Origin of the sequence: Stenotrophomonas sp. ZAC14D1_NAIMI4_1, from assembly GCF_003086775.1 — a bacterium.
Taxonomy (GTDB): domain Bacteria; phylum Pseudomonadota; class Gammaproteobacteria; order Xanthomonadales; family Xanthomonadaceae; genus Stenotrophomonas.
Map to the genome: position 1 here is coordinate 1,165,986 of NZ_CP026001.1, position 25,545 is coordinate 1,191,530.

Here is a 25,545-nt window from a genome sequence, read left to right on the forward strand (position 1 = left end):
CTCAGCTTCGGGTAGGGACGTTGGCGGCAAAGGCGGCCTTCACCTGCGGCCGCAGCAGCACGATCAGGGTGAACACGCCCAGCACGGTGCCGAACGGGGTGAACAGGCACGACAGGCCGGCCACGACCAGGCACAGCAGGTAACGCCGCCGCTGCTTCAGGCAGCGCCCGGCATAGGCGATGAAGCCGGCCATCACCAGGCCAAGCGAGACGACGCCGCTGCCCATGATGATGAACAACCAGCCCGCGAACTGCTGTTCCTGCGCCGAGCTGGGCTGGCCGTTGGAGCTCATCGGCAGGGTGCCGTTGAGCATGGCGATGCCCATCACGATGTGGAACACGAAGATCAGGGCGAACACCGCCGCCAGCCCGGCCACCACGTAGTGGAAGATCGACAGCAGGCGGAGGTGGTCGTTGTCCTGCGAGGTCAGCCCGGGCACGGCCGGTGCCGGGGGCGGCACCGGTGCGGTGGGCAGGGGGGGCGTAGCGTCCATGCGGGCTCCTGGGTACGTATCAGGCAATGCGGACGCGCTCGGCGCCGCTGGCGGTGACCACCTGGCCGATCGGCCAGTGAGCCAGGCCCTGCGCCTGCACGGCTTCGGACACGGCAGCGACCTGCTCCGGGGCGACGATCAGCACGAAGCCGATGCCGCAGTTGAAGGTGCGCCACATTTCGCTGTCGACGACGGCGCCTTCCTTCTGCAGCCACTGGAACACCGGCGGCAGCGGCCAGGCCGAGGCCTGGATGTCCAGGCCCAGGCCTTCGGGCACCACGCGGATGATGTTCTCGGTCAGGCCACCACCGGTGATGTGGGCCATGCCGTGGATGGCCGCGCCATGCGACTTCAGCAGCGACAGGATCGGCTTGACGTACAGGCGGGTCGGCGCCATCAGCGCATCGACCAGCTTCACCCCGTCTTCCAGCTCCAGGTCGGCCGGCTGGCCGGCGCGGTCGTAGATGCGGCGCACCAGCGAGTAGCCGTTGGAATGCGGGCCGGAGGAGGCGATGCCGATCAGCACGTCGCCGGCGGCCACGCTGGCGCCGTCCTTCAGTTCGCTCTTCTCGACCGCAGCGACGGTGAAGCCGGCCAGGTCGTATTCGCCCGGGGCGTACATGTCGGGCATTTCAGCGGTTTCGCCGCCGATCAGCGCGCAGCCTGCCTCGGTGCAGCCGTTGGCGATGCCGCCCACGACCGCCGCGGCGGTGTCGATGTCCAGCTTGCCGGTGGCGAAATAGTCCAGGAAGAACAGCGGCTCGGCGCCCTGCACCAGCACGTCGTTGACGCACATGGCGACCAGGTCGATGCCGATCGTATCGTGGCGGTTCAGCTGGTGGGCCAGCTTCAGCTTGGTGCCCACGCCGTCGGTGCCCGACACCAGCACCGGCTCGCGGTACTTGTTGGACAGGTCGAACAGGGCGCCGAAGCCGCCCAGGCCGCCCATCACTTCCGGGCGGAAGCTGCGCTTGACCAGGGGCTTGATCCGCTCGACCAGTTCGTTGCCGGCGTCGATGTCGACGCCCGCATCACGGTAGGTGAGGGGGGAGGGGGCGGAAGACGGGGTGTTGGTCACGGGCGTCGGCGCTGGCAGGGGTTGAACGGGCGATTTTAACAGGCCGCATTGGCGCAAAGTCCGTATTCGGGCAACAATTCCCCCCGGATACGTCGAGCCAATGGATGTCCTGATGCGCCGCAGCCTTATTCTCACCCTGCTCCTTGCGCTGTGCCTGCCGGTGGCCACGATGGCCCAGAGCGGCCTTCGCACCGAGGGAGATGTCGCCACCGCCAGTGGTGCCTACGAGGCCGAAGTGCCCGTCAACAGCCAGGCCGAGGCCGACCGCAACGGTGGCCTGGCCCGTGCCCTGAGCGTGGTCCTGGGCAAGCTGTCCGGTGACCGCAGCGTCATGTCGCGCCCCGGCGTCGCGCAGGCCCTGCGCAACGCCAAGGACTACGTGGCCAGCTATGACTTCAAGCAGGACCAGAGCGTGGGTGCCAGTGGCGCACCCAGCTACCGGACCCTGCTGGTGGCCCGTTTCCGCGAAGATGACGTCGATGCGCTGGTGTCGGCCCTGGGCCTGCCGCTGTGGCCGCAGCCGCGGCCGAAGCCGGTGGTCTGGCTGGCGGTGGACGACGGCAGTGGCCCGCGGCTGGTCAGCGTGCAGCAGGCCAATGCCGCGCGCCCGCTGCTGAACCGGGCCATCGAGCGCGGCTACAAGCTGGGCCTGCCCAGTGGCGGCGCCGCCGAACAGGCCCTGGCCGGCGCGATCTGGCGCCAGGACAGCGCTGCGGTGGCCCGCGCGTCGTCTCGCTACTCGCCGCCGATGCAGCTGATCGGCAAGCTGTACCGCGCCAATGGCGGCTGGCAGGCGGACTGGGTGTTCGTCGACAACGGCCGCGAGCTGAACAAGTGGACCACCAAGGACGCCAACGCCATGCGCGCGATGGCGGCCGGTGCCGACGGCGCCGCCGATGCCCTGGTCAAGCGCTACGCCAAGGCCGGCGCGGCCACTGGTGCAGCCGGTGCCTACCGCGTGGTGGTGACCGGCATCAACAGCGCCGATGAGTACCTGCGCCTGGCCGCCGGCCTGCGCGAGGTGCCGGTGGTGCGCAACGTCACCCCGCTGCGGGCGACGGGCGACCGCCTGGAGCTGAACCTGGAAATGACCACCGGCCTGGCCGGCTTCAACCGCATGCTGGGCGACAACGGCGTGCTGGTGCCTTCGGCGCCCCTGCCGGCCCTGCCGGCGCCGATCGATGACAGCACCGGCGCACCGCAGCCGGCCCCGGTCAGCAACGAGTACCGACTGCGATGATCCAGGCCCCGGAAGCGGAAATCGCGCAGTTCCTGCGACGGCTGAAGTACGTGGCCGTCGCCCTGCTGATCGGTTGGGTGGTGTGGCTGCTGGCCCCCATCCTGACCCCGTTCGTGCTGGCCCTGGCGCTGGCCTGGCTGGGCGACCCGCTGGTCGACCGCATCGAGGCCACCGGCCGTTCGCGCAATACCGGCGTGGTGCTGGTGTTCGTGGCCATGGTGCTGGTCATCACCGCGCTGCTGCTGGTGCTGGTGCCGATGATCGAGCGCCAGATCACCACGTTGATGGCCGCTGTTCCGCAGGCCCAGGCCTGGCTGATGCAGACCGGCATCCCCTGGTTCGAGCAGAAGACCGGCCTGGAAGTGATGCAGTGGATGGACCCGGACCGCCTGATCGAGTGGGTGCGCAGCCACTGGCAGCAGGCCGGCGGCTTCGCCACGACCTTCATGGGCTACGTCTCGCGCTCGGGCTTCACGGTGGTGACCTGGATGGTCAACCTGGCGCTGCTGCCGATCCTGGCGTTCTACTTCCTGCGTGACTGGGACAAGCTGGTCGAGCGCGTGGCCTCGGTGATCCCGCGCAACCACATCGGCACGATCACCAACCTGGCCCGCGAATCCAACGAGGTGCTGGGCGCGTTCATCCGTGGCCAGTTCCTGGTGATGGTGGCGCTGGGCGTGATCTACGCCGCCGGCCTGTCGATGGTCGGCCTGAAGCTGGGCCTGCTGATCGGCCTGGTGGCTGGCCTGATCAGCTTCATCCCTTACCTGGGCGCGACCACCGGCATCGTGATGGCGGTGGTGGCAGCGCTGGTGCAGGCACAGGGCATCGACCTGAAGCTGCTGCTCCTGGTCGGCGTGGTGTTCACCGTTGGCCAGCTGCTGGAGAGCTACGTGCTGACCCCGCGCATCGTCGGCGACAAGATCGGCCTGCACCCGGTGGCGGTGATCTTCGCGGTGATGGCCGGTGGCCAGCTGTTCGGTTTCCTCGGCATGCTGCTGGCGCTGCCGGTGGCGGCGGTCAGCAACGTGCTGCTGCGCTATGCGCACCAGCGTTACCGCCAGAGCGAGCTGTACGTCGGCGAAAAGCCGGCGATCGTGCTTGATGGCGTGATCGATGCGCCCCATATCATCCTCGACCCCTACGAGAACGGCCCGGACCCGAAGTGATTGGTGTGCCGCAACTTCCGCTGGCCCTGCATTACCCGCGGGACCAGCGCCTGGAGACCTTCATCGGCGCGCCGGATGGCGCGCTGGCGCAGCTGCGTGCCATCGCGGTGGGTGCCAGCCATGACTGGGTCTACCTCGAAGGTGCGGCGGGCACGGGCAAGACCCACCAGGCGCTGGCGATGTGTTCCAGCGCGCAGCAGGCCGGGCGCCTGCCGACCTACGTGCCGCTGGCCGGTGCAGTCGGCCGGGTGGCGGCGGCGCTGGATGGCCTGGAGCAGCGCGAACTGGTCGCGCTGGATGGCCTGGATGCGGTGGCGGGCCATCGTGAGGACGAGATCGCGCTGTTCGACTTCCACAACCGCGCGCGCGCGGCGGGGGTGACGGTGCTGTACACGGCGCAGCGTGCGCCTGGCGAGCTGGGGCTGGTGCTGCCGGACCTGCGTTCGCGGCTGGGCCAGTGCGTGCGCGTGCTGCTGCAGCCGCTGGATGAGGAAGGCCGCGCGGCCGTGTTGCGCGAGCGCGCGCTGCGGCGCGGGCTGGCGATCGACGAGGCGGCCATCGAGTGGCTGCTGTCGCACACCGGGCGCGAGCTGGGTGGGTTGATCACGCTGCTGGACTGGCTGGACCGGGAATCGCTGGCGGCCAAGCGGCGGATCACGGTGCCGTTCCTGCGCCAGGTACTGGAAGAAGGCCGCCCTCGCTACTGAGGGGTGTGTTTTCTTTGCAGGGCTGCTGCCCTGCACCCGCTGGAGCAACGTCAAGATCAAGTGCTGGCTTCCTGAGGGGAGGCGGGGCGCTGTGGGCTTGCGGGGACGCCGTAAACCCCCCTCCGGGGTCCGGCCCAGCCGCTGGCGGCTGTGCGTTCGGGCGCTTGCGAAGCAGTGCTTCGCAAGCAAAGCGCCCTCACCCATGGGGGCTTGGTTGCCGCATCCATGCGGCTCACACCCCGCAAGCCCACAGCGCCCCGCCTTCGACAGGTTCCCGCGGCTCTTGGTGGGTGTCGACCGTTGGTCGACACCGGAGCGAGCGCAGCGACGCGATCCGCTTTTGCTTTTCTTTTTCTTTTCCGTGGCTGGACGCGCACGGAAATTGTCCGTGGCCGGGCGGATGGGTTGCGCAGGGGCGTGAGCCGCATGGATGCGGCGACCGAGCTTACAGGGACGTACTTGCAGCGTCCCCTGCGCAGCCCATCCGCCCGGCCAGACATCAGTGATCCCAACGCACCACGCTTCAAGCCACGAGGGGCTCAGCCGTTCGCTGCCAACTCCGCGTCCAGCGCACGCAGCCGATCCACCGTCCCGACATCGGTCCAGCGCCCGCGATGGTGCTGCCCGGTCATCAACCCCTGCGCCATGAAATGCTTCTGCAGCGGCACCACCGAGAACTTCGGCGGGACCCGCTCGCTGCCCGGCGCATCGCCGATCACTGCGCGCCAGTCCGCCACGATCGACGGGCGGTACACGCCGATGCCGGCATAGGTCAGGCATGGGCCCGCGCGGTCGTGGTGCAGCAGGCCCTGCGCATCCAGGCGGTAATCGCCCTCCGGGTGCTGCGCCGGGTTGTCCACCAGTACCAGGTGTGCCTGGCCCTGCGGCTCGCGGGGCAGGGTGGCGAAATCGAAATCGGTCCAGATATCGCCGTTGACCACCAGGAACGGCGCATCGCCCAGCCGCGGCAGCGCGTTGAGGATGCCGCCGCCGGTTTCCAGCGGCGTCTCGCCTTCGTGCACGAAGTGCAGCTGCAGGCCCCAGTGGCTGCCATCGCCCAGCGTGGCCGGGAACTGCTCGGCCAGCCATGCGGTGTTGATGACCACCTCGCGCACGCCCAGTGCGGCCAGCCGCTCCAGGTGCCAGGCGAGCAGCGGCTTGCCGGCCACCGCCAACAACGGCTTGGGCGTGTGCAGGGTCAGCGGGCGCATGCGCTCGCCCAGGCCGGCGGCGAAGATCAGGGCTTTCATCAGCGCACCACGCGCATCGGTGCGGCCAGTTCGGCCAGGGCCGGCTTGATGCGCATGTCCAGCAGCTGCTGCAGCGTGGCCAGTTCGGGGTAGCGCGGCAGCACTTCGTCCAGGTAGCCGATGAAGCGCGGCACGTCGTCCAGGTAGTGGCCCTTGTTGTCGCGGTAACGCAGGCGGCTGAAGATGCCCAGGCACTTCAGGTGGCGCTGGATGCCCATCCAGTCGGCGTCGCGCAGGAAGGTCGCGCGGTCAGGCACCGGCAGGCCAGCGTCGAGCGCGCGCTGGTGGTACTGCGCCAGCCATGCGTCCACGCGCGGCAGCGGCCAGCTCAGGAACGCGTCCTTGAACAGGCTCACCGCGTCGTAGGCGATCGGGCCACGCACCAGGTCCTGGAAATCGAGGATGGCCGGACCATCGTCGACCGGCATCAGGTTGCGCGGCATGTAATCGCGATGGGTCATCAACTGGGCCTGGCCCAGCGCGTTGTCCATCAGCAGGCGCTGCGCCTGCTGCAGGCCTTCGGCCTCGGCGGCGTCCAGGGTGATGCCCAGGTGGCGCTGCAGGAACCATTCGTCGAACAGGCCGGCGTCGCGCTGCAGCAGGGCTTCGCCAAAGCGGCCGAAATCATCGGGCACCGGGATCGCCTGCAGGCGCAGCAGCTGGTCGATGGCGCGGCCGAACCAGGCATCGGCATTGCGTTCGTCCAGCACCTTGGCCAGGGTCGGGCCACCGAGGTCCTCCAGCAACAGGAAACCGGCGTCGAGATCCTGGGCGAGCAGGGCGGGCACGCGCAGGCCGTGGTCGTGCAGCAGGCCGCGCATGCGCAACCATGGCTGCGGATCTTCCAGGCCGGGCGGGGCATCCATCACGATGTGGCTGCCGCCACGGCTGGTGGTACGCCAATAGCTGCGCAGGCCGGCGTCGACCGAAGCGCGCTCGACCACCGTGTTGGCGTCGTCCAGCTGGGTGCGGGCCCACTGCAGGCGCTGCGCGCTGCGCTGGGGATCGGAGGCGGGTTCGGTCATGCAGGCAGTTCCGGGCGCGACAGGCGCGCCACGCTCAGGAGTAAAGAGGAAATACGAAGATCAGCGGCGTGGGGTGAACAGCCGCATCAGCGCCAGCACGGCCACCGCGCCGACCACGGCGCCGAGGAAACCGGCCGGCTCGCCGGGCGAATACCAGCCCATGTACTGGCCGAACCAGCCGGCCACCAATGCGCCGACGATGCCGAGCACGATGGTCAGCAGGCAGCCCATGCGGTTGTTGCCGGGCATGAAGAAACGCCCGAGCAGGCCGACGAAGAAACCGACCAGCAGGATGTACAGCCAGCTGCTGCTGCCGAACAGACCATTCATGTGCATGCGTTCCGCTTGGGGTGGACGCAGCCTAGCAAGGCCAGGCTGCGTCCGTCACGGGTGTGCGATCAGCAGCAGCCGTGGTCGCCGTGGCGGGTGCCGCTGTCGGCTGCCACCGGCGAGCCGCTGGTCTCGCCGCGCAGGCTGGCGGCGTAGTGCTCGCTGATGACCTTGGACACGCAGGCGGTGACCTTCTTGCCCATCGGGATGTGCAGGAATTCGTTCGGGCCGTGCGCGTTGGAGTGCGGGCCGAGCACGCCGGTGATCATGAACTGCGCGCCCGGGAACTTCTCGCCCAGCATGCCCATGAACGGGATCGAGCCGCCTTCGCCCATGTACATCGCCGGCTTGCCGAAGAAGGCCTGGCTGGCGTCGTCGATGGCCTGGGTCAGCCACGGCGCCATGGCCGGGGCGTTCCAGCCGGTGGAGGCCTTTTCCAGGTCCAGGGTGACCTGGGCGCCGTTCGGCGGATCGCGCAGCAGCGCTTCCTTCAGCAGTTCGCCGCAGGTCTTGCCGTCGGCGGTCGGCGGCAGGCGCAGCGACAGCTTCACCGAGGTCTGCGGGCGCAGCACGTTGCCGGCCGATTCCAGCGGCGGCATGCCACCCACGCCGGTGACCGACAGCGCCGGGCGCCAGGTGCGGTTGAGCACCAGCTCGGTCAGGTCCTCGTTCATCGGGCGCAGGCCGTCGACCATCGGGAACTTCTCGAAGATCTCGGTATCGACCACTTCGGCGGCACGCTTGGCCTGGGCCAGGCGCTCGGCCGGGATCTCCACGTTCATGCCGTCGATCAGGATGCGGCCGGTGTCCTGGTCCTCGATGCGCGACAGGATCTGGCGCAGCAGGCGGAAGCTGGACGGGATGACGCCGGAGGCATCGCCGGAATGCACGCCTTCGTTGAGCACCTTGACGGTGAAGTTGCCGCCGGTCAGGCCGCGCAGCGAGGTGGTGCACCACAGTTGGTCGTAGTTGGCGCAGCCCGAATCCAGGCAGACCACCAGCGACGGCTTGCCGATGCGGTCGGCCAGGTGGTCGACGTAGGCGGGCAGGTCGTAGCTGCCGGATTCTTCACAGGCTTCGATCAGCACCACGCAGCGGGCGTGCGGCAGGCCCTGGGCCTGCAGGGCCAGCACCGCCGCCAGCGAACCGAAGATGGCGTAACCGTCGTCGGCGCCACCGCGGCCATACAGCTTGTCGCCGCGCAGGACCGGGATCCACGGGCCCAGATCCTCGTCCCAGCCGGTCATTTCCGGCTGCTTGTCCAGGTGCCCGTAAAGCAGGATGGTGTCGTCGCCGGTCTCGGCGCCGGTGGCCGGAATTTCCAGGAAAATCAGCGGCGTGCGGCCTTCCAGGCGGACCACCTCGACCTTCAGGCCGGGCAGTTCCTGGGCCTTGGCCCAGTTTTCCATCAGGGTGACCGCCTGTTCCATGTAGCCGTTCTGCACCCAGTTGGCGTCGAACATCGGCGACTTGTTGGGGATGCGGATGTAGTCGACCAACTGCGGGACGATCTCGCTGTCCCACTTGTCATTGACGAATTGGCCGAGCTTGGCGCTGTCCATCTGAAACTCCGGTTGCATGGGCGTGTGATGCGGCCATTCTACGCCTGTGCCGGGGGTAGGGTTTTTCCTACAGCACGTCGGGTATTTGGCTGGCTTTTAGAAATCCCGGAAACCGATAGTCTGTGTGCATGTGGTGACGGACACTGTTTCGACCGACGGGATTGCCGGTCGAGACGGCCAGAACCACAAGGAGATACACGTCGTGCCTTGGTCAGTCGTGTTCAGGGTGTTGGTAATGGGGATGTGGATGGTGGGGGCGCAAGCCGCCGAGCCGATCGACATCAACCGGGCCGATGCCCACGCGCTGCAGCAGGGATTGACGATGGTCGGGGCCGTAAAGGCAGCGGCAATCGTCGAGCACCGGCGCAGACACGGCCCATTTCATCGCGTCGAGGACCTGACGCAGGTGAAGGGGATAGGGACAGCAATCGTCGAACGGAATCGACAGCGGATCACCGTCGGCAACACGATGTTGCCAGCGGATCCGGTACCCGGATCGGTACCGGTGCGCTCCGTACCCAGGCGTTGACAGCAGGATCGTCGGGACCGGCAGGAGGCTGGTTCATCGGACACGGACAGGAAGGACGTGCCCACCGACCGTCGCAGGGATGCGGCACCAATCACCAGGATGGTGGCATCACAGACCTGTGGAAGGGGCTGAGATACAAGCAGGACGAACGCGGCCGCGTGCAGGATGCAACGCCGCCCCCACAGCGCAGGATGCGAGGGGGTGGCAGCAGGCCGACAAGGACGTAACGAGTGCCCGGTACGACACATGGCTGTGTCGCCGGGCATTTCGCTTTCTGGCGCGGGCACGTTCTGGCACGGCGCTGCGCCGCCAATGGTGTAGGTTGAAGGTTCCCCACGGATTGGAACCTGCTGGATGCGCCTGCCCCGTCTGCCCCTGATGCTCGCACTTGCCCTGGCCCTGCCGTTGGCGGCCCAGGCCGCCACGCCCGCCACCACCGCCGCTACCGCCGCTACCGCTGAGGTACGTGGCCCAACCGATCTGAAGCCCGGTGAGTACCTGTGGCATCCGGAAGTGTCGCCGGCCGGCCCGATCGTGCTGGTGGTCAGCCTGGATGAGCAGCGCGCCTACGTGTACCGCAACGGCATCGCCATCGGCCTGAGCACGATCAGTTCGGGCAAGGCCGGGCATGAAACACCCACGGGCGTGTTCACGATCCTGCAGAAAGACAAGGACCACAAATCCAACCTCTACAACAGCGCACCGATGCCCTACATGCAGCGGCTGACCTGGGATGGCATTGCCCTGCATGGCGGCAGCCTGCCCGGGCACCCGGCCTCGCACGGCTGCGTGCGCCTGCCGCAGGCGTTCGCGCAGAAGCTGTTCAGCGCAACCCAGCGCGGCGACACAGTCGTGGTGGCCGACGCCAAGAGTGCGCCGATGACCCTGGCCTACCCGGCGGTGCTGGCACCGGTGAACGCGCGTGGCCAGGCCCTGCCGGAAACCGAAGGCGCCAGCCCGGCCAAGGCCTGGTGGGACGATGCGGTCGCCCCCAGCGGCCAGGTCGGCATCCTGGTCAGCCTGCACGACCAGCGCCTGTACGTGCTGCGCGATGGCGTGATGATCGGCGAATCGCCGCTGCGGGCCGATGCGCTGCCGGCGTTCCAGGGCACCACGTTGTTCGTGATGGGGCAGGGCTTCAGCGATACGCCCAGCCCGCTGGACACGCAGCAGCGCCTGCACCAGTGGACCGCCTACCCGCTGCTGGGCCAGGACCGCGCGCAGGCCACCCCGGACCTGCTGGCCACGCCGTCGTTGCCGATGGCGCTGCCGGCCGATTTCGCCCGCCAGCTGTACCAGGTGCTGGTGCCGGGCACGACCCTGCTGGTCACCTCGCTGCCGGCGGTGCGCCCAAGCGCGGCTGAATCGGGATTGCAGCCGGTCTTGGAATCCGAACCCGCCACGCCCACGTCGAAAAAGTCCTGAGTGAATACCGTGTGCCCATGATTGCTTCACGCACGCGCTGGCAGGCCGCCTGCGGCCTGCTCGCGCTGGTCGCCGCCGGCAGCGCTGTCGCCGCGGCGCCGCCCGCCACCGCAAGCACCGACGACCTGACCGCGCTGCTGGCGCGCACGGCACCCAATGCCGACCGCCACGTATTGAAGCTGGCGGCCACGGCGTTGCGCTGCGCCCTGCAGCGTCCGGAACTGGGCATCAAGGCCGAGCGGCTGGGCGTCATCGATTACTCGCGGCCGTCCACCGAGCAGCGCCTGTGGGTGTTCGACCTGGCGCGGCAGCGGCTGCTGTTCGAGGAATGGGTGGCGCACGGCCGCAACAGTGGCGGCAACCGCACCGAGCACTTCTCCAACCGCGATGGCAGTTTCATGTCCAGCATCGGTGCCTTCACTGCGCAGGAAACCTACATGGGCGGCAACGGTTATTCGCTGCGGCTGGACGGGCTGGAGCCGGGCTTCAACGACAAGGCACGTGACCGCGCGATCGTCATCCACGGTGCGCCCTATGTGAACCCGACGATGGCCCGCCTGCAGGGCCGGCTGGGCCGCAGCCTGGGCTGCCCGGCGGTACGCCTGTCGGTGTCGCGGCCGCTGATCGATTCGCTGCGTGGCGGCACCCTGGTGTTCGCCTACTATCCCGACCCGCAATGGCTGCAGCATTCGCAGCTGCTGTCGCCGCAGTGTGGCGAAGCGGGCGGTGTTGCTGCGCGGTGATGCGCGATCGCGCGCGGCATGATGCAATGCGCGCATGGACATAGATGCTCTGCTGCGCACCCCGAGCCAGGTGATCTCCAGCCTGGACTACCGCCGCGAACGCTGGCGCAACGGCCTGGGCTGGACCCGCGAGATCCTGCGCCTGCCCGCGCAGGGTGATGACTGGGCGCTGCGCCTGTCGGTGGCCGAGATCGAGCAGGACGCCGCGTTTTCGGCGTTCCCCGGCGTGGAGCGCGAGCTGGTGTTGCTGCAGGGCAATGGCGTGCGCCTGCGTTTTGCCGATGGCCGCGTGGCCGAGGTGCTGCCACCGCACGGGCGCGTGCGCTTTGCTGGCGAAGAAGCGCTTGACGGCGAGCTGGTCGATGGCACCACCCACGATTTCAACCTGATGTGGAAGCGCGGGCTGTTGCAGGCCGAGCTGCTGCACCGGCCGCTGGTGGGGTCGATGTTCTTCTTCTGCGAACCGGGCGTGGCCTGGGCGCTGTACCTGCTGGCCGGGCATGCGGAATTCGGCGCGGACAGCGGGTTGCCACCGATGCAGGCCGGCGATACCGCGTGGTTGGGTGCCGGTGAAAGGCAACGGCATGCATTGCAGGGCGGCGGCGAGTTGTTGGCGATACGGGTAACGCGCGCCGGGTAGCGCCGGGCGATCCCCGGCGTCGTGGGGTGTCATGGGGCGTCATCCACGCATGGCGTGGATCTACTGGGCAACGAGCATCGCAGTAGATCCACGCCATGCGTGGATAAGGCAACGGCATGCATTGCAGGGCGGCGGCGAGTTGTTGGCGATACGGGTAACGCGCGCCGGGTAGCGCCGGGCCATGCCCGGCGTGGTGGGGTGTCATGGGGCGTCATCCACGCATGGCGTGGATCTACTGGGCAACGAGCATTGCAGTAGATCCACGCCATGCGTGGATAAGGCAACGCCACGCGGTGCAGGGCGGCGGTGAGTTGTTGGCGATACGGGTAACGCGCGCCGGGTAGCGCCGGGCGATCCCCGGCGTCGTGGGGTGTCATGGGGCGTCATCCACGCATGGCGTGGATCTACTGGGCAACGAGCAGCGCAGTAGATCCACGCCATGCGTGGATAAGGCAACGGCATGCATTGCAGGGCGGCGGTGAGTTGTTGGCGATACGGGTAACGCGCGCCGGGTAGCGCCGGGCGATCCTTGGCATCGTGGGGCGCCATGGGGCGTCATCCACGCATGGCGTGGATCTACTGGGCAACGAGCATCGCAGTAGATCCACGCCATGCGTGGATAAGGCAACGCCACGCGGTGCAGGGCGGCGGCGAGTTGTTGGCGATACGGGTAACGCGCGCCGGGTAGCGCCGGGCGATCCCCGGCGTCGTGGGGTGTCATGGGGCGTCATCCACGCATGGCGTGGATCTACTGGGCAACGAGCATCGCAGTAGATCCACGCCATGCGTGGATAAGGCAACGGCATGCATTGCAGGGCGGCGGCGAGTTGTTGGCGATACGGGTAACGCGCGCCGGGTAGCGCCGGGCCATGCCCGGCGTGGTGGGGTGTCATGGGGCGTCATCCACGCATGGCGTGGATCTACTGGGCAACGAGCATTGCAGTAGATCCACGCCATGCGTGGATAAGGCAACGCCACGCGGTGCAGGGCGGCGGTGAGTTGTTGGCGATACGGGTAACGCGCGCCGGGTAGCGCCGGGCGATCCCCGGCGTCGTGGGGTGTCATGGGGCGTCATCCACGCATGGCGTGGATCTACTGGGCAACGAGCAGCGCAGTAGATCCACGCCATGCGTGGATAAGGCAACGGCATGCATTGCAGGGCGGCGGTGAGTTGTTGGCGATACGGGTAACGCGCGCCGGGTAGCGCCGGGCGATCCTTGGCATCGTGGGGCGCCATGGGGCGTCATCCACGCATGGCGTGGATCTACTGGGCAACGAGCATCGCAGTAGATCCACGCCATGCGTGGATAAGGCAACGCCACGCGGTGCAGGGCGGCGGTGAGTTGTTGGCGATACGGGTAACGACGCCCGGGTAGCGCCGGGCGATCCCCGGCGTCGTGGGGCGTCGCCAGCCGAGCATGGGCTCGGCTCTACAATGGTCAATACACGTCGCGCCGGTAACGACCGGCCATCAACAGTGCTTCCTTGCCCTCGGCACCGAGCACCTGTTCGATCACCGCATCCACGGCCGGGGCCATGCCCTGCAGGCTGCCGCAGACCAGGATCGTGGCGCCTTCATCCACCCACTGCCGCAGCGTCGCTGCTTCGGCCAGCAGCCGGTCCTGCACGTAGCGGTGGGCGCCGCCATCGCGGCTGAACACCGCATCCAGCCGCGCCAGCGTGCCGTCGGCCAGCAGCGTCTGCAGCTCCTCGCCGAAATGGAAATCGTGCGCGGCCGAACGTTCGCCAAACAGCAGCCAGGTGCGGCGCGCACCGCTGCGGGCGCGCTCGTGCAGGTGCGCGCGCAGGCCGGCAATGCCGGTGCCGTTGCCGATCAACAGCAGCGGTACCTCGGCGGCCACGCCATGGAAATTGGCGTTGCGACGCAGGCGCAGCTGCACCGGCTCATGCACCACCGCGTGGTCGCACAGCCAGCCGCTGCCGATGCCGGGCGTGCCGTCGGCACGCAGCTGGCGGCGCAGCAGCAGTTCCAGCGCGCCGTCGGCCATCACCGAGGCAATCGAGTACTCGCGATGCGGCAACGGCTGCAGTGACGCCAGCAACCCGGGCAGGTCGCCCGGTGCGACGAGGCTGGGCAGGTGCGAGCGCACGACGCGATCCAGCAGAGCCACGCCATCGTCCAGCCGCAGGTCCGGATCGAAACCGCGCTCCAGCAGCCACGCGCGTGTGGAAACGGCAGCGTGCTGTGGGCCGATTTCGGCGATGTCACCGGCCTGCCACTGCGCATCGCTGCCGGCCGGTGGCTGCAGGCGCAGCCAGTACACCGGCCCGCCGAGGCTGCCGGGGTTGAGGTGTTCGCGCTGCAGCAGCGGCCACGGCTGGTACTCCGCCGGGCTCCAGTCAGGCAGTTCGCTGGCACCGCCGCCGATCTGTCCCAGCAGCTGCTGCCAGTGGCGCAGCGCGGCCGGATCGGCGTTGTCGACGTCGATCGCATCGAACATCGGGTGCGCGCCGTGTTGGCGCAGCCAGTCGTCGACCCGGTGGCCGAACGCGCAGAAATGGCCGTAGCTGCGGTCACCCAGCGCGAGCACGCCGAACTGCAGGTGGCCCAGCGAGGGCGAGGTGCTCATCACCCGGCGCAGGAAGGGCAGGGCGTGGTCGGGGGCGTCGCCTTCGCCGGTGGTGCTGGCGATGAACAGTGCGCGCTGGCTCTGCGCCAGCAGCGCGGTGTCGACTTCATGCAGCCCACGCACGCGCACCGGCAGGCTGGCGGCGCGCAGGGCCTCGGCGCTGCGTTCGGCCAGTTCGCGGGCGAAGCCGGTCTGGCTGGACCACACCAGCAGCAGCGGCGCGACATCACCGCTGGCGGCGTCATCGCGCGGGCGCCCACGCCACCACACTGCGGTGCAGGCCAGCGCATACAGTGCGAAGGCCAGGACGGCGCCGTGCCAGTGGCGCGCGGGCGGGGCGCCCTGCCACCACGTCTCGCCCAGGTGCAGGCGCAGCAGGGCGTAGCCGGCCACGGCCAGCAGCACCATCACGATGAGGTTGCCGAGCACGGCGCGCGTTGGCCGGCGGCTCATGCGGCCTGCTCGTCCAGCAGGCGCTGGAAGGCGCTGCTGAGATGTTCGCGCGGACCGTCGATCGCGCGTTCCAGGTAGCGTGCGGCCAGGCCTTCGCGCTCGGCCAGGGCCAGGCCCTGTTCGCGGCCGAGCACGGTCAGCGCGGTGGCCCAGGCATCGGCGTGCATGGCATCGTCGGCCACCACGGTCACTGCGGCGGCGACCTGCCGCACCGGCATGCCGGTGCGCGGGTCCAAGCTGTGGCTGTAGGCCTGGCCATCGGCGTGGTACTGGTGCCAACGGTCGCCCGAGGTGGCCACGGCCTTGCCATCCAGCGCCAGCACGCGCGGCGGCGTATCGCCGTGCGCATCTTCTTCCGGGGCCGACTCCACCAGGACGCGCCACGGCTGCCCATCCGGCTTGCGGCCGTAGCCGGTCAGTTCGCCGCCCACTTCGATCAGTGCCGCGGTGATGCCCTGCGCGCGCAGCCAGGCAGCGACGTGGTCGACACCGAAGCCCTTGGCAATCGCAGAGAGATCGAGTTCCAGGCCGCCAGGTTGCAGCAGGGCGTCAGCGCGCCACTGCAACTGCTGCCAGCCACAGCGCGCACGCGTGGCCTGCAGGGTGGCGGCGTCGGGCACGCGGCGTGGGCCGGCCTGTGCACCGAAGCCCCACAGCGCGACCAGCGGGCCCAGGGTGGGATCGAATGCGCCGTCGCTGGTGGCGGCAATCGCCTGCGCGGCGGCCAGCACATGGCGGGTTTCGGCCGGCAACGGGCACCACTGGCCGGCGGCGGCGCGGTTGTAGCGGGCCAGGTCCGAGCCGGCGTCCCAGGTGCTCATCTGCGCGACCACCTCATCCAGGCGCGCCTGGATGCCAGCGTGCAGCGGGTGCAGGTCGCGCTGGCGTGGCGCCACCAGCGACACACTCCAGGTGGTGCCCATGGTGGTGCCGCCGAGGCGGGCGATGTCGGACAGGGGATCGGTCATGGCGGGGCGTTGCAGGCGCGGTGCCGGGGCGGGCCCGGCACCGCGGTCCACGTTACTGCGGCAGCACTTCCAAGGTGGCGACGTAGCTCAGGCGGCGCTTGGCGGCCTGCTTCACCGAGGTCTTGTTGTCTTCGGTGCCGGTTTCCAGCCAGTACATGCCCGCTTCGGGCCAGGTCACCTTGATCTCGCCCTTGGCGTCGCTGGTCAGCTTCAGCTCGTCCTGCGCGTTGCGGTAGCGGGTGGCGCCACGCACGATCTCGAATTCCAGGCCGGCAGTCGGCTTGCCATCCACCAGCACGCGGAAGGTGGCTTCCTCGCCAGCGAACAGATCGTTCGGATGGCCCACGGCCAGCAGCTCGATGCCGCGGTTGGTCGGCCTCAGCGCCGTGGTGTTCGGCGCGCCGTTGGTGACGAAGGTTTCCACGCGGCCCACCGACTGGCTCACTTCCAGCTTCTTCGCATCCTTGGGCAGTTCGCCGAAGGTCGCGGCGGTGCCACGCCAGCGCTTGCGCTCGCCGTTCTGTTCGTAGGTGGCGAACAGGCCGTCATTGACCGAGGCGATGCGGTAGGTGCCCTGCTGCTTCAGCTCGATGTCGAACACGCTGCGGTACTTGCCGGTGGCGGCGTTCTGCGGCTGCACGCTGCTGCCGTCCGGCGCGGTGATCACCAGCGACTCCAGGCGCAGCGGCACGTGGTTGAAATAGAACAGGTCGTTGGAGACCGCACCGTCGACGGTGATCCACGGCGCGTTGCCGGCGATGACGGTCTGCGAGGGCAGCAGCCAGGCCTTGTGGGCCAGGGCGGAGAACGGAAGGGCAGCGGCCAGGGCGGCGGCTAGGACGAGCGTGCGCTTCATGCGGAAGACTCCAGGGGTGGTGGTGGGGTCAGAGCCCTTCCTGCGGAAGGGATCCGACCCGGGGGTCATGCAGTTACGGCTTGACGGCGAGGGTGACCTGGCCCAGCTCGGTGGCGCCCTGCGCCTTGCCGTTCTGCGCGGCGGTGGCCGGCCAGGTGAAGGGGATCTTCAGCAGTTCGCGGCCGCCGACTTCGCGCACCGCTTCCACCACGAGGGTGTAGCTGCCCGGGGCCAGCTGCTTCAGGGCCGGCTGCTGGTCGTTGAACGACAGTGCGTGCTTGCCCGCCGGGCGGGTCGGACCGGTCACGCCATCCACCGGCACCTGCAGCGTGCGGCCGCTCTTGCGCCACCACTGGCGCAGGTCGGGCAACCACTTGGTGCCATGGCCTTCACTGTTGCTGGTCTGCTGGTACCAGACCGACAGGTTGGCGGCGGCCTTCTGGTCGGCGCCTTCCAGCCACACGGCCACATACGGGCGGTGGTATTCGGCAACGTTGAGCTTGGGCACTTCGACGTTGATGTCGAGGGTGGCGGCATAGGCCGGCGAGGTGGCCAGCAGGCCGCTGAGGGCGATGGTGAGGGTGACGCGCATGGGGCGGCTCCGGAGGGAACGGATGGAAGTCAGTGGATCAGCAGCAGGGCGATCAGCAGCGGGATCATCAGGCCCAGGCCGACCAGCGGCCAGGTCATGCGCCGCTGCCGCGCATGCAGGTGCAGCAGGAACAGGCCGGTGATGCAGAACACCAGGCAGGCCACCGCGAACAGGTCCAGGAACCAGCCCCACGCCGGGCCCGCGTTGCGGCCCTTGTGCAGGTCGTTGAGGTAGGACACCGCGCCGCGCGAGGTCGATTCGTATTCCACCGCACCGCTTTCGCGGTCGATGCTCAGCCAGGCGTCGCCACCGGGGCGCGGCAGCGACAGGTAGATTTCTTCCGGCGACCATTCGGCCGGGCGCCCGCCGATGCCGATGTCCAGCTGCGCATCCAGCCATTGCCGGGCCGGCAGCGGAATGGGGGCGTTGCCGTCTTCGCGGTCACCCAGCGCGCCAAGAAGCTCAGCCGGCAGTTCCAGCTTCTGGTTCTGCACCTGCGGTTTGGCTTCGATCTTCGCCGCGTGGTTCAGGGTCAGGCCGGTGGCCGCGAACAGCAGCATGCCGATCAGGCACACCGCCGAGCTGATCCAGTGCCACTGGTGCAGCGTACGCAGCCAGAAGCCACGGCTCTGTTGCTGCTGCACGGTGGAGGACACGGGACGGCTCACGGTGTTTTTCGGGGCGGGTGAAGACTACCCATTACAGCATTAATGAGAATGGCTCGCAATTAGGTGTCGTTGTGTATCCCGTGCGGAGGAGCCCGGGCAATGCCGGCCAGCGGCCGGCACTACCGGTGCGGTAGATCCACGCCATGCGTGGATGCCACAGCAGGGCAATGCCGGCCAGCGGCCGGCACTACCGGTGCAGTAGATCCACGCCATGCGTGGATGCCACAGCAGGGCAATGCCGGCCAGCGGCCGGCACTACCGGTGTGCAGTAGATCCACGTCATGCGTGGATGCCACAGCAGGGCAATGCCGGCCAGCGGCCGGCACTACCCGGGGACGTAATCAGAACTTCGCGTTCAACGAGATCCAGTAACTGCGGCGCTGGTCCTTGGTCGCATAGTCATCCACGCAGTTGAACTCGCTCTGGCTGATCAGCAGGCACGACTGCGAGACGAAGTCCTTGTCCAGCAGGTTGTTGACGCGTGCATTGACGGTCAGCCACGGCGTGGCATCCCAGCTGCCGCCCAGGTGGAAGATCGTGTAGTCCTGATAGTAGCGGTTGTGGCTGGCGCCGCTGGCATCGAGGATGGTGTCGCGGTAGCGGTCGTAGCGGCCTTCGCCGATCAGCGACAGGCTGATGGCATCGTTGAGCTGCCAGTTGAGGCTGGCGTTGGCCATGTGCTTGGCCGGGGTGGTGCCGGTGATCGGCAGGCCCTTCTGCGGGCCGCTGGTCTGCTCGCTCCTGGTCCAGGTGTAGTTGCCGCGCAGCTGCAGGTTCTGCAGCAGGTCGACGTGCGCGGCCATTTCCACGCCACGCGTTTCGGCCTTGTCGATGTTCACGCTCTGGGTGAAGGTGCTGTAGCCCAGTTCCGCCCAGCCCGGTCCGATGTCCACGCAGTAGCCGCTGCCGGCCGGCGCCACTTCGCAGTTCGGGAAAGTGCCGCCGCTGGCGATCTTGTCATCGAACTTGTTGATGAAGCCGGTGACGTTCATGCCCCAGCGCTGGCCTTCGTAGTACGCGGCCAGCTCGTAGTTGGTGCTGGTCTCCGGCTTCAGGTTGGGCGAGCCCACCAGCGGCAGCACGCCCTGGCCGCCGAAGCCGCTGATGCCGGGGAACAGCTGGTCCGGACGCGGGGTCTTGTAGCCGGTGCTGACGCCGCCCTTGAGGGTCCAGGCGTCGCTGGCATTCCACACCAGGTAGCCGCGCGGGCTGACGTGGCTGCCGAACACGTTGTGGTCGTCGTAGCGCAGGCCGAAGGTCGCGGTCAGGGTGTCGGTCAGCGACCAGTTGTCCTCGGCGAACAGCGCCCACATGCGGTGCTTCTGTTTGGTGTTGCTGCGGTAGCCGGCGCCGTCCATGCCGAACACGCCGTCGATCATGTCGGTGTCGTTGTACTGGCCGCCGACGGTCAGCTTGTGCGCGCCAAAGTCGAGGTCGAGCATCGTGTCCAGCACGTAGCCTTCCAGTTCCATGGTGCGCAGCGGACGCGGCAGGAACGCCTGCAGGCGCGCCATCTCCTCGGCGTTGAGCGCACCCAGCGCGTTGCTGCGGCCGGCGGCGCAGTTGTTGGCGGCACCGGTGCGCTGGCAGACGTCGTTCCACAGGGTCTGCAGGTTGGCGCGCTCGTCCAGGGTGAGCGGCAGCGAGCGGCCGAGGTTGTTGCTCTTGCTGTGGGTCAGCGAGGTCTGCCAGGTGCCGAAGCTGTAGCGGCCCTGGTGGGTCAGCGACAGCTGGTCGCGCTCGTAGCGCTGGTAGGCGGTGTAGCCCACGCGCGGCTGCACCACGCGGCGGGTGATCGTGCCGCTGCCGTTCGGGTTGGGGATGACCGCGTTGCCGACGCGCCACAGGCTGGCCAGGCTGTCCAGGGTGCCGGTCTGGCCTTCACTGTTGTCGTACTTCTGCCGCGAGACGTCGTAGTCCAGCCACAGCTCGTGGTCGTCGTTGATGCGGAAATCCAGGCGCAGGCCGGTGTTCCAGTTGGTGTTGGCCACCGACTTGCCGCCGCCGCCGAAGCCGATGCTGCGCTCCCACGGCGTGCCATCGGGCAGGGTCAGCGCATCCCATTCGGGGTTGGACGCCTTGGCGTCGTAGTAGCTGCCGCGCACGGCCATGCTGATGCGGTCCTTCAGCAGCGGGCCGCTGAGGTAGACATCGGTGGTGCGCGCATCGCCGAACTGGTCGTCCTGCTGCACGGTGAAGCCCTGGCTGAGCGAGCCGTGCCAGCTGTCCTGGTTGCGGCGGGTAATGATGTTGATGACGCCGCCCATGGCATCCGAGCCGTACAGGGTGGACATCGGGCCGCGCACTACTTCGATGCGCTCGATGGCCTCCAGGGGCGGCAGGTACGAGAACTGGCCGCCGCCGAAGTTGTTCGGGTACAGCTGGCCGACATTGCTCTGGCGGCGGCCGTCGATCAGCACCAGGGTGTATTCGGACGGCAGGCCACGCATGGAAATGGTGGCGCGGCCGTTCTTGTCGGTGGCTTCCAGGCCCACGTCGATGCCTTCGACGTCGCGCAGCGCATCGACCAGGCTGGTGTACGGGCGCTTGCTCAGTTCTTCGCGGCTGACCACGCTGATGCTGGCCGGCGCATCGACCACCTTCTGTTCGAAGCCGGAGGCGGTGACCACCACCTTGTCCAGGGTCTGCGGGGCGGCGGCTTCGCCGTGGGCGAAGGCGGGGCTGGCGAAGGCGGCCAGCACGGCGCTGGTCAGCAGGTGGCGGGACAGGGACGAACGGACACGATGGCGCTGGGCCATGGCAGTAACCTCGAAGGATGCAGGGTGGTGCGATGCCAGCGCGGAATGCGTGGCATGCACGGGGAGCCCCGGTCAGGGGCAGCAGGGATGCAGCAGGGGATGAAGCAGGCAGCGGCGCGCAGGCGCGACCGCAGGCGCGGTCACGAAGGGCCGGAGATCAGGCCAGCGGCGGCGCCTGGCCGCGTTGCTGGCGGCGCCCGGGCGCATCGGCCCACGGCGTGTCCGGCGTGGCCAGCGGCCAGTGCGGACGGGCCCCGGCGTGGACCGGGGCAAGGGGAATCAGATCCAGTTCACTGCGCAGCCATTGGCTGGCCAGCAGCAGCGGCGGCGGCGGTGCCTTGTCGGCGGCCTTGGTCGGTGTGCAGACGCAACGGCGCAGCTTGGCCGGCGCGTCTTCTTCCACCGGCACTTCACCACCGCGGCCTTCGAGGGGCTGCTGCCACGCCTGCGCGGCGGCCTCCGCCTGGCCGTGCGGCAGCAGCGGCAGGGTGCCCAGCAGCAACGCCAGCATCGCCACCCACGCCAACAGGCTGGCCAGTGCAGGGCGATGACCGCGCATGGCGGTACCGAACTGCACGAGGCGAAGCGGGCGAGGGCGGAACGGGCGACGCAAGGCAGGCAACCCCTGGGCGTACGCCGGACCATCCGGCGTCAACGGGGCGTGATTGTAATGAGAGCTGTTAGCGGTTGCAAATGAGAATGATTGCCAAAGTGTCGCAGGGCCGCTGCGCCGGCCTCAGACTTCGCTCCAGCGCCGCAGCAGGTTGTGGTAAACGCCGGTCAGCTGCAGCACTGCACCAGCGTCGCCGCCGGTCTGCCGCAGGCGTTCGATGGAGGTGTCCATCTCCCACAGCAGGCACCGCTGCACATCGTCGCGGACCATGCTCTGCACCCAGAAGAACGAGGCCACGCGCGCACCGCGCGTGACCGGGTTGACCTGGTGCAGGCTGCTGGACGGGTACACGATCAGGTCGCCGGCGGGCAGCTTCACTTCGTGCTCGCCGTAGGTATCGCTGATCACCAGTTCGCCGCCGTCGTACTCCTCCGGCGCGGACAGGAACAGGGTGCAGGAGATGTCCGAGCGCAGCTGTTCGCCGTGGGCCAGGTTCATCACCGCGCCATCGACGTGGAAGCCGTAGGTGCCGCCGCCGCTGTAGCGGTTGAAGCGGGGTGGCAGGATCTTCAGCGGGAGCGTGGCCGCAAAGAACAGCGGGTTGCGCCGCAGCGCGGCCAGCACGCCCTGGCCGAGCTCGGCCTTCAATGGCGAGGCATCGGGCAGTTGCTCGTTGTGCTTCACCAGCGCGCCCTGGGCGCCGACGGTCTCGCGACCGTCGGCCCAATCGGCCGCATCCAGCCGCTGGCGCATCTGTGCCACCTCTTCCGGGGCAAGCACGTTGGGTATATGCAGCAGCATGGCGGTTCCTCGTCGATACGCGGGGGAGTCAGGCTCCCCCGCGCAGGTGCATCAGAAACGGACGTCCGCGCTGAGCAGGAAGGTGCGCGGGGCACCCGGGGTGTAACGGTAGCCGCTCTTGTTGATGCTGGCCACGTACTGCTTGTCGAACAGGTTGTAGCCGTTCAAGCGCAGCGACACGTTCTCGTTGATCGCCCAGGACACCACCGCGTCATAGACCACATACGACTTGGTGAACGCCGGCGTGCCGACGGCACCGTCGGTACCGCGGTGCATGCCGGCGGCATAGCGGACGCCGCCGCCCACGGTAATGCCATGCGGCAGCACGTAGCTGGTCCAGCCGGTGAACGTATCGTCCGGGGTATAGACCAGGTTGTTGGTGCCATCGGCGGCCACCTTGGCACCATCCTTCACATCGGTGTTCAAGTGGCTGTAGCCTGCGCTGATCGACCAGTTCTCGGACACGCGGCCCACGGCGGACAGCTCAACACCCTTCACCCGCTTGCTGCCGGTCTGCGTCGGGTTGCCAGCGTCGTCCAACACGGTGGTGTTGATTTCGTTTTCCACATCGGTCTGGAACAGCGCCAGGTTCACCGCCAGCGCATCTTCCATGAAGGCCCACTTGCTGCCCACCTCGAAGGTCTTGGCCTTCTGCGGATCCAGCTTCGGGTTGTCGGCGCTGCTGGCCGAGCTGCTCAGCTGGAAGTTGGCGCCGCCCGGAGGCTGCTGCGAAATGGCGTAGTTGGCGTAGACGCTGACCGTGTCACCGACCTTGTACAGGGCACCCAGCTTCCAGTTCAGCAGCGTATCGGAGGCTTCCAGCGTGGGATTGCGCAGCACAGTGCCGGTGGGGTTGCTGCCACACACCGGGCCGCCACGGCCGCCACACACCGAGGCGCTGGCGTACTCGGTCCTGTAATGATCGGCACGCACGCCTGCGGTCAGCAGGAAGCTCTCGCCAAACGACAACGTATCGAACAGGTAGGCCGAGGACGTGGTGGTCTTGCCGTGCGCGTCGGCACCGTTGTGTGCCCAGCTCAGGCCAGCCACGTTCCAGTCGGGGTTGTACAGGTTCGCGGCAGGCCAGCTGCTGCCACCGGTGGCGGCCTGGCCGTAGCTGTCCAGTTCTTCCCGGGTGAACTCCAGTCCGGCACTGAGGGCGTGGCCCACCGCGCCGGTGTTGAAGTCGGCGCGCAGGTTCAGCTGGTCGGTCAGGATGGTGTTGCGCTGGTCCTTGAAGGTCGGCAGGCTGCGCGCGATCGCATAGGTCGAAAGATCCGCTGCGTTGGTATAGGTGATGTTGCCGGTCGGCCGGCCGTTGGCGCCGCGCACGCCGGTGCCCATGAAGGCGGTGAGCAGGTAGTCCTGCTCGGTGCGGCCCCAGCGGGCGGTGTTGGTCAGGCGCACGTTGTCGTTGAAGTCGTGCTCGAAGCGGAACGTGGCCATCTTCGCGGTGACGTCGTCGTGGTCGGCGCGGGTGCCGTAGAAGTTCTCCGGGTCCACCGGATGGCCGGCCAGCGCTTCCAGCGTCGGTTGCGGCGTCCAGCCGGGCAGGCCCAGGGTCGGCACGCCGCCATCGGGCACGTTGTCCTGCTTCACATAGAGCAGGTTGAGGTAATAGCGGGTTGCGGTGCCCAGGCCGAAGGCCAGCGACGGCGCGATGCCCCAGCGCTTGTTCTGCAAGTGGTCGCGCCCAGGCTGGTCGCTGTCCTGCCACATGCCATTGATGCGCAGCGCGCTGGTTGCGCCCAGCGACTGGTTCCAGTCGGCGGTGGCGCGGCGCTGCTGGTCGCTGCCTACGGACACGCTGGCCGAGGTCGCATCCTGCAGGTTGGCCTGCTTGCTGACCAGGTTGATCGCGCCGGTCGGCGCCGAGCGGCCGTTGTCGGTGCCGGCCGGGCCCTTGGTCACTTCCACCTGCTCGATGTTGAAGACATCGCGCGAGATCGAACCCAGATCACGCACGCCGTCCACGAACAGGCTGTTGGACGTGTCGAAGCCGCGCATGAACAGCGCGTCGCCGGTGGTGGTGTTGCCGTTCTCACCGGCATAGAAAGTGCCCACGCCCGGGCTGTTGCGCAGCGCTTCGGTGAGGGTGGTGGCGCCCTGCTGGTTGAACAGGTCGCTGGTGATGACCTGGATCGTCTGCGGCGTGTCCTGCAGGCGCTGGGTGAACTTCGGCGAGGCGACCTTGTCGGCTTTGTAGCCGCGGGTGGCGTGCACGTCGATCTTGTCCAGCGTGCGGGCATTGTCGGTAGCGTCTGCCAGGGCCACGGCGGGCAGCGCGGCCAGGCCGAGGCCGGCGGCCAGGCTGGCGGTGGCCAGGGGCAGTGAACGAAGCGGGGAGGCGTGCTTGCGGCTCTTGATCGAGGTCATGGGATGGGCTTTGCCAGGGGCAGGAAGGCCCCGTCGACGCGGCGGTCGGCAGGGCGGTTTGCGCGGGGGGAATCCGGTACGGAAACGCGGGGGCGGCGCCGGTGCCGGCGCAGCGGCTCAGCTCAGCAGGGCTGGAGGTGCGTGCGAGGGCGGCTGACGACGGCCCGCCAGGCGTACCGCTGCTGCGGCGCGCACAGGCAGGCGCAGGGTCTGCGGGCCCGACAGCGGGACGAGAAGGCACAGGCGGTTCAGCAGGGGCGGACTGTCGCCGTGGCTGCCTTCTGGGCCGGATTCGATGCGCGGGGCCAAGGGCTCGGGTGGTGGCGATTCGCCGGCACGCCCGCTGGCGTGTTCATCCAGCGCCGCTGCAGACGGGGACAGGGTTGCGTCCCCGGATACACGGCGGCCTTCCTGCAGCGCCGACCAACCCAGCCACAGCGCCAGCAGCGCGGCCACGAGCAGCGGCCACCCCTGACGGGCGAGCAGGTACAACGCGGCGATGGGTGCAGGCGAAGCCAAGGTGCGGTCCGTTACAAACCGTTACGAATCAGGCGCGCAGGATAACACCAACGATAATGATTCGCATCTGCGCATTTGGCAGCGGCGGCTGGGCGGTACGCAGGGGTGCTGGGAGGGCGCGCAGAGGGCGCGGGTGGCCAATCTGTGGCAGGTCCACC

23 protein-coding genes are annotated in these 25,545 nt (G+C 68.4%); 7 read left to right on the top strand and 16 right to left on the bottom strand.

Annotation, left to right across the window (positions count from 1 at the left end):
• Position 1 precedes the first annotated feature (1 nt).
• A complete protein-coding gene (locus C1927_RS05405) occupies positions 2 to 493 on the bottom strand; it encodes a hypothetical protein (RefSeq protein WP_079220916.1) in 492 nt (163 codons plus the stop codon).
• Positions 494 to 512: 19 nt separating this feature from the next.
• Positions 513 to 1,571, bottom strand: coding sequence for a phosphoribosylformylglycinamidine cyclo-ligase (gene purM / locus C1927_RS05410; RefSeq protein WP_079220917.1), 1,059 nt, complete (start codon positions 1,569 to 1,571; stop codon positions 513 to 515).
• A 112-nt stretch (positions 1,572 to 1,683) separates the two neighbouring features.
• Here purM and C1927_RS05415 point away from each other — a divergent pair, with 112 nt between their 5' ends.
• From C1927_RS05415 to hda, 3 genes are read left to right on the top strand one after another with little or no spacing between them, the layout of a single operon-like run.
• Positions 1,684 to 2,811 carry a DUF2066 domain-containing protein gene (locus C1927_RS05415; RefSeq protein ID WP_234458502.1) on the top strand — a complete coding sequence of 376 codons (1,128 nt, stop codon included), beginning with the start codon at positions 1,684 to 1,686 and terminating at the stop codon, positions 2,809 to 2,811.
• A complete protein-coding gene (locus tag C1927_RS05420; RefSeq protein ID WP_079220921.1) occupies positions 2,808 to 3,980 on the top strand; it encodes an AI-2E family transporter in 1,173 nt (390 codons plus the stop codon). Before C1927_RS05415 ends, C1927_RS05420 begins: the two co-directional genes overlap by 4 nt.
• Positions 3,980 to 4,687, top strand: a complete 708-nt coding sequence (hda, locus tag C1927_RS05425; protein WP_079225113.1) for a DnaA regulatory inactivator Hda — start codon at positions 3,980 to 3,982, stop codon at positions 4,685 to 4,687. The genes C1927_RS05420 and hda overlap by 1 nt, the downstream gene beginning before the upstream one ends.
• A gap of 539 nt (positions 4,688 to 5,226) precedes the next feature.
• Here the strand turns inward: hda and murU are convergent.
• The 4 genes from murU to C1927_RS05445 form a co-directional block, all read right to left on the bottom strand.
• Positions 5,227 to 5,937, bottom strand: coding sequence for an N-acetylmuramate alpha-1-phosphate uridylyltransferase MurU (gene murU, locus C1927_RS05430; protein WP_108746103.1), 711 nt, complete (start codon positions 5,935 to 5,937; stop codon positions 5,227 to 5,229).
• The gene (locus tag C1927_RS05435) at positions 5,937 to 6,962 is read right to left on the bottom strand and encodes a phosphotransferase (protein ID WP_108746104.1); all 1,026 of its coding nucleotides are present in this window, start codon (positions 6,960 to 6,962) and stop codon (positions 5,937 to 5,939) included. Before C1927_RS05435 ends, murU begins: the two co-directional genes overlap by 1 nt.
• A gap of 60 nt (positions 6,963 to 7,022) precedes the next feature.
• The gene (locus tag C1927_RS05440; protein WP_079220926.1) at positions 7,023 to 7,292 is read right to left on the bottom strand and encodes a GlsB/YeaQ/YmgE family stress response membrane protein; all 270 of its coding nucleotides are present in this window, start codon (positions 7,290 to 7,292) and stop codon (positions 7,023 to 7,025) included.
• Positions 7,293 to 7,360: 68 nt separating this feature from the next.
• Positions 7,361 to 8,854, bottom strand: coding sequence for a M20 family metallopeptidase (locus C1927_RS05445; RefSeq protein WP_079220928.1), 1,494 nt, complete (start codon positions 8,852 to 8,854; stop codon positions 7,361 to 7,363).
• A 133-nt stretch (positions 8,855 to 8,987) separates the two neighbouring features.
• Here C1927_RS05445 and C1927_RS05450 point away from each other — a divergent pair, with 133 nt between their 5' ends.
• The 4 genes from C1927_RS05450 (at position 8,988) to C1927_RS05465 (ending at position 12,191) form a co-directional block, all read left to right on the top strand.
• Complete coding sequence (locus C1927_RS05450) at positions 8,988 to 9,383, top strand: helix-hairpin-helix domain-containing protein (protein ID WP_254051539.1); 396 nt, start codon at positions 8,988 to 8,990, stop codon at positions 9,381 to 9,383.
• 354 nt (positions 9,384 to 9,737) lie between these two features.
• The gene (locus tag C1927_RS05455) at positions 9,738 to 10,808 is read left to right on the top strand and encodes a L,D-transpeptidase (RefSeq protein WP_108746106.1); all 1,071 of its coding nucleotides are present in this window, start codon (positions 9,738 to 9,740) and stop codon (positions 10,806 to 10,808) included.
• A gap of 17 nt (positions 10,809 to 10,825) precedes the next feature.
• A complete protein-coding gene (locus C1927_RS05460; RefSeq protein ID WP_079220931.1) occupies positions 10,826 to 11,551 on the top strand; it encodes a murein L,D-transpeptidase catalytic domain family protein in 726 nt (241 codons plus the stop codon).
• A 34-nt stretch (positions 11,552 to 11,585) separates the two neighbouring features.
• Positions 11,586 to 12,191: a HutD family protein gene (locus C1927_RS05465; protein WP_079220933.1), complete on the top strand. Its 606-nt coding sequence runs from the start codon at positions 11,586 to 11,588 to the stop codon at positions 12,189 to 12,191.
• Positions 12,192 to 13,630: 1,439 nt separating this feature from the next.
• On the opposite strand, the gene C1927_RS05470 is transcribed toward C1927_RS05465, so the two are convergent.
• The 10 genes from C1927_RS05470 to C1927_RS05515 form a co-directional block, all read right to left on the bottom strand.
• On the bottom strand, positions 13,631 to 15,235 hold the full coding sequence (locus tag C1927_RS05470; RefSeq protein ID WP_108746107.1) for a flavodoxin domain-containing protein: 1,605 nt from the start codon (positions 15,233 to 15,235) through the stop codon (positions 13,631 to 13,633).
• Positions 15,232 to 16,203, bottom strand: coding sequence for an FAD:protein FMN transferase (locus tag C1927_RS05475; protein WP_108746108.1), 972 nt, complete (start codon positions 16,201 to 16,203; stop codon positions 15,232 to 15,234). Before C1927_RS05475 ends, C1927_RS05470 begins: the two co-directional genes overlap by 4 nt.
• 52 nt (positions 16,204 to 16,255) lie before the next feature.
• Entirely contained in the window at positions 16,256 to 17,059 is an 804-nt protein-coding gene (locus C1927_RS05480) for a DUF4198 domain-containing protein (RefSeq protein WP_108746109.1), read from the bottom strand.
• 73 nt (positions 17,060 to 17,132) lie between these two features.
• The gene (locus C1927_RS05485; protein WP_108746110.1) at positions 17,133 to 17,651 is read right to left on the bottom strand and encodes a DUF2271 domain-containing protein; all 519 of its coding nucleotides are present in this window, start codon (positions 17,649 to 17,651) and stop codon (positions 17,133 to 17,135) included.
• Positions 17,652 to 17,680: 29 nt separating this feature from the next.
• Positions 17,681 to 18,319: a PepSY-associated TM helix domain-containing protein gene (locus C1927_RS05490; RefSeq protein WP_108746111.1), complete on the bottom strand. Its 639-nt coding sequence runs from the start codon at positions 18,317 to 18,319 to the stop codon at positions 17,681 to 17,683.
• Positions 18,320 to 18,660: 341 nt separating this feature from the next.
• Entirely contained in the window at positions 18,661 to 21,078 is a 2,418-nt protein-coding gene (locus C1927_RS05495) for a TonB-dependent receptor (protein ID WP_108746112.1), read from the bottom strand.
• A 157-nt stretch (positions 21,079 to 21,235) separates the two neighbouring features.
• Entirely contained in the window at positions 21,236 to 21,637 is a 402-nt protein-coding gene (locus tag C1927_RS05500) for a hypothetical protein (protein ID WP_079225117.1), read from the bottom strand.
• A 177-nt stretch (positions 21,638 to 21,814) separates the two neighbouring features.
• Positions 21,815 to 22,492 (bottom strand): Fe2+-dependent dioxygenase, encoded by a 678-nt coding sequence (locus tag C1927_RS05505; protein ID WP_108746113.1) that lies wholly within the window; start codon positions 22,490 to 22,492, stop codon positions 21,815 to 21,817.
• A gap of 51 nt (positions 22,493 to 22,543) precedes the next feature.
• Positions 22,544 to 24,868: a catecholate siderophore receptor Fiu gene (locus tag C1927_RS05510; protein WP_108746114.1), complete on the bottom strand. Its 2,325-nt coding sequence runs from the start codon at positions 24,866 to 24,868 to the stop codon at positions 22,544 to 22,546.
• Positions 24,869 to 24,985: 117 nt separating this feature from the next.
• Positions 24,986 to 25,387, bottom strand: coding sequence for a hypothetical protein (locus tag C1927_RS05515; RefSeq protein WP_108746115.1), 402 nt, complete (start codon positions 25,385 to 25,387; stop codon positions 24,986 to 24,988).
• Between the last annotated feature and the right edge of the window lie 158 nt (positions 25,388 to 25,545).

What these genes read in the sequence shown, in the direction of transcription:
- C1927_RS05405 (WP_079220916.1), bottom strand. Translation starts at nt 493, where the DNA reads ATGGACGCTACGCCCCCCCTGCCCACCGCACCGGTGCCGCCCCCGGCA.
- C1927_RS05415 (WP_234458502.1), top strand. Translation starts at nt 1,684, where the DNA reads ATGCGCCGCAGCCTTATTCTCACCCTGCTCCTTGCGCTGTGCCTGCCG.
- C1927_RS05420 (WP_079220921.1), top strand. Translation starts at nt 2,808, where the DNA reads ATGATCCAGGCCCCGGAAGCGGAAATCGCGCAGTTCCTGCGACGGCTG.
- murU (WP_108746103.1), bottom strand. Translation starts at nt 5,937, where the DNA reads ATGAAAGCCCTGATCTTCGCCGCCGGCCTGGGCGAGCGCATGCGCCCG.
- C1927_RS05435 (WP_108746104.1), bottom strand. Translation starts at nt 6,962, where the DNA reads ATGACCGAACCCGCCTCCGATCCCCAGCGCAGCGCGCAGCGCCTGCAG.
- C1927_RS05440 (WP_079220926.1), bottom strand. Translation starts at nt 7,292, where the DNA reads ATGAATGGTCTGTTCGGCAGCAGCAGCTGGCTGTACATCCTGCTGGTC.
- C1927_RS05445 (WP_079220928.1), bottom strand. Translation starts at nt 8,854, where the DNA reads ATGGACAGCGCCAAGCTCGGCCAATTCGTCAATGACAAGTGGGACAGC.
- C1927_RS05455 (WP_108746106.1), top strand. Translation starts at nt 9,738, where the DNA reads ATGCGCCTGCCCCGTCTGCCCCTGATGCTCGCACTTGCCCTGGCCCTG.
- C1927_RS05460 (WP_079220931.1), top strand. Translation starts at nt 10,826, where the DNA reads ATGATTGCTTCACGCACGCGCTGGCAGGCCGCCTGCGGCCTGCTCGCG.
- C1927_RS05465 (WP_079220933.1), top strand. Translation starts at nt 11,586, where the DNA reads ATGGACATAGATGCTCTGCTGCGCACCCCGAGCCAGGTGATCTCCAGC.
- C1927_RS05470 (WP_108746107.1), bottom strand. Translation starts at nt 15,235, where the DNA reads ATGAGCCGCCGGCCAACGCGCGCCGTGCTCGGCAACCTCATCGTGATG.
- C1927_RS05475 (WP_108746108.1), bottom strand. Translation starts at nt 16,203, where the DNA reads ATGACCGATCCCCTGTCCGACATCGCCCGCCTCGGCGGCACCACCATG.
- C1927_RS05480 (WP_108746109.1), bottom strand. Translation starts at nt 17,059, where the DNA reads ATGAAGCGCACGCTCGTCCTAGCCGCCGCCCTGGCCGCTGCCCTTCCG.
- C1927_RS05485 (WP_108746110.1), bottom strand. Translation starts at nt 17,651, where the DNA reads ATGCGCGTCACCCTCACCATCGCCCTCAGCGGCCTGCTGGCCACCTCG.
- C1927_RS05495 (WP_108746112.1), bottom strand. Translation starts at nt 21,078, where the DNA reads ATGGCCCAGCGCCATCGTGTCCGTTCGTCCCTGTCCCGCCACCTGCTG.
- C1927_RS05500 (WP_079225117.1), bottom strand. Translation starts at nt 21,637, where the DNA reads ATGCGCGGTCATCGCCCTGCACTGGCCAGCCTGTTGGCGTGGGTGGCG.
- C1927_RS05505 (WP_108746113.1), bottom strand. Translation starts at nt 22,492, where the DNA reads ATGCTGCTGCATATACCCAACGTGCTTGCCCCGGAAGAGGTGGCACAG.
- C1927_RS05510 (WP_108746114.1), bottom strand. Translation starts at nt 24,868, where the DNA reads ATGACCTCGATCAAGAGCCGCAAGCACGCCTCCCCGCTTCGTTCACTG.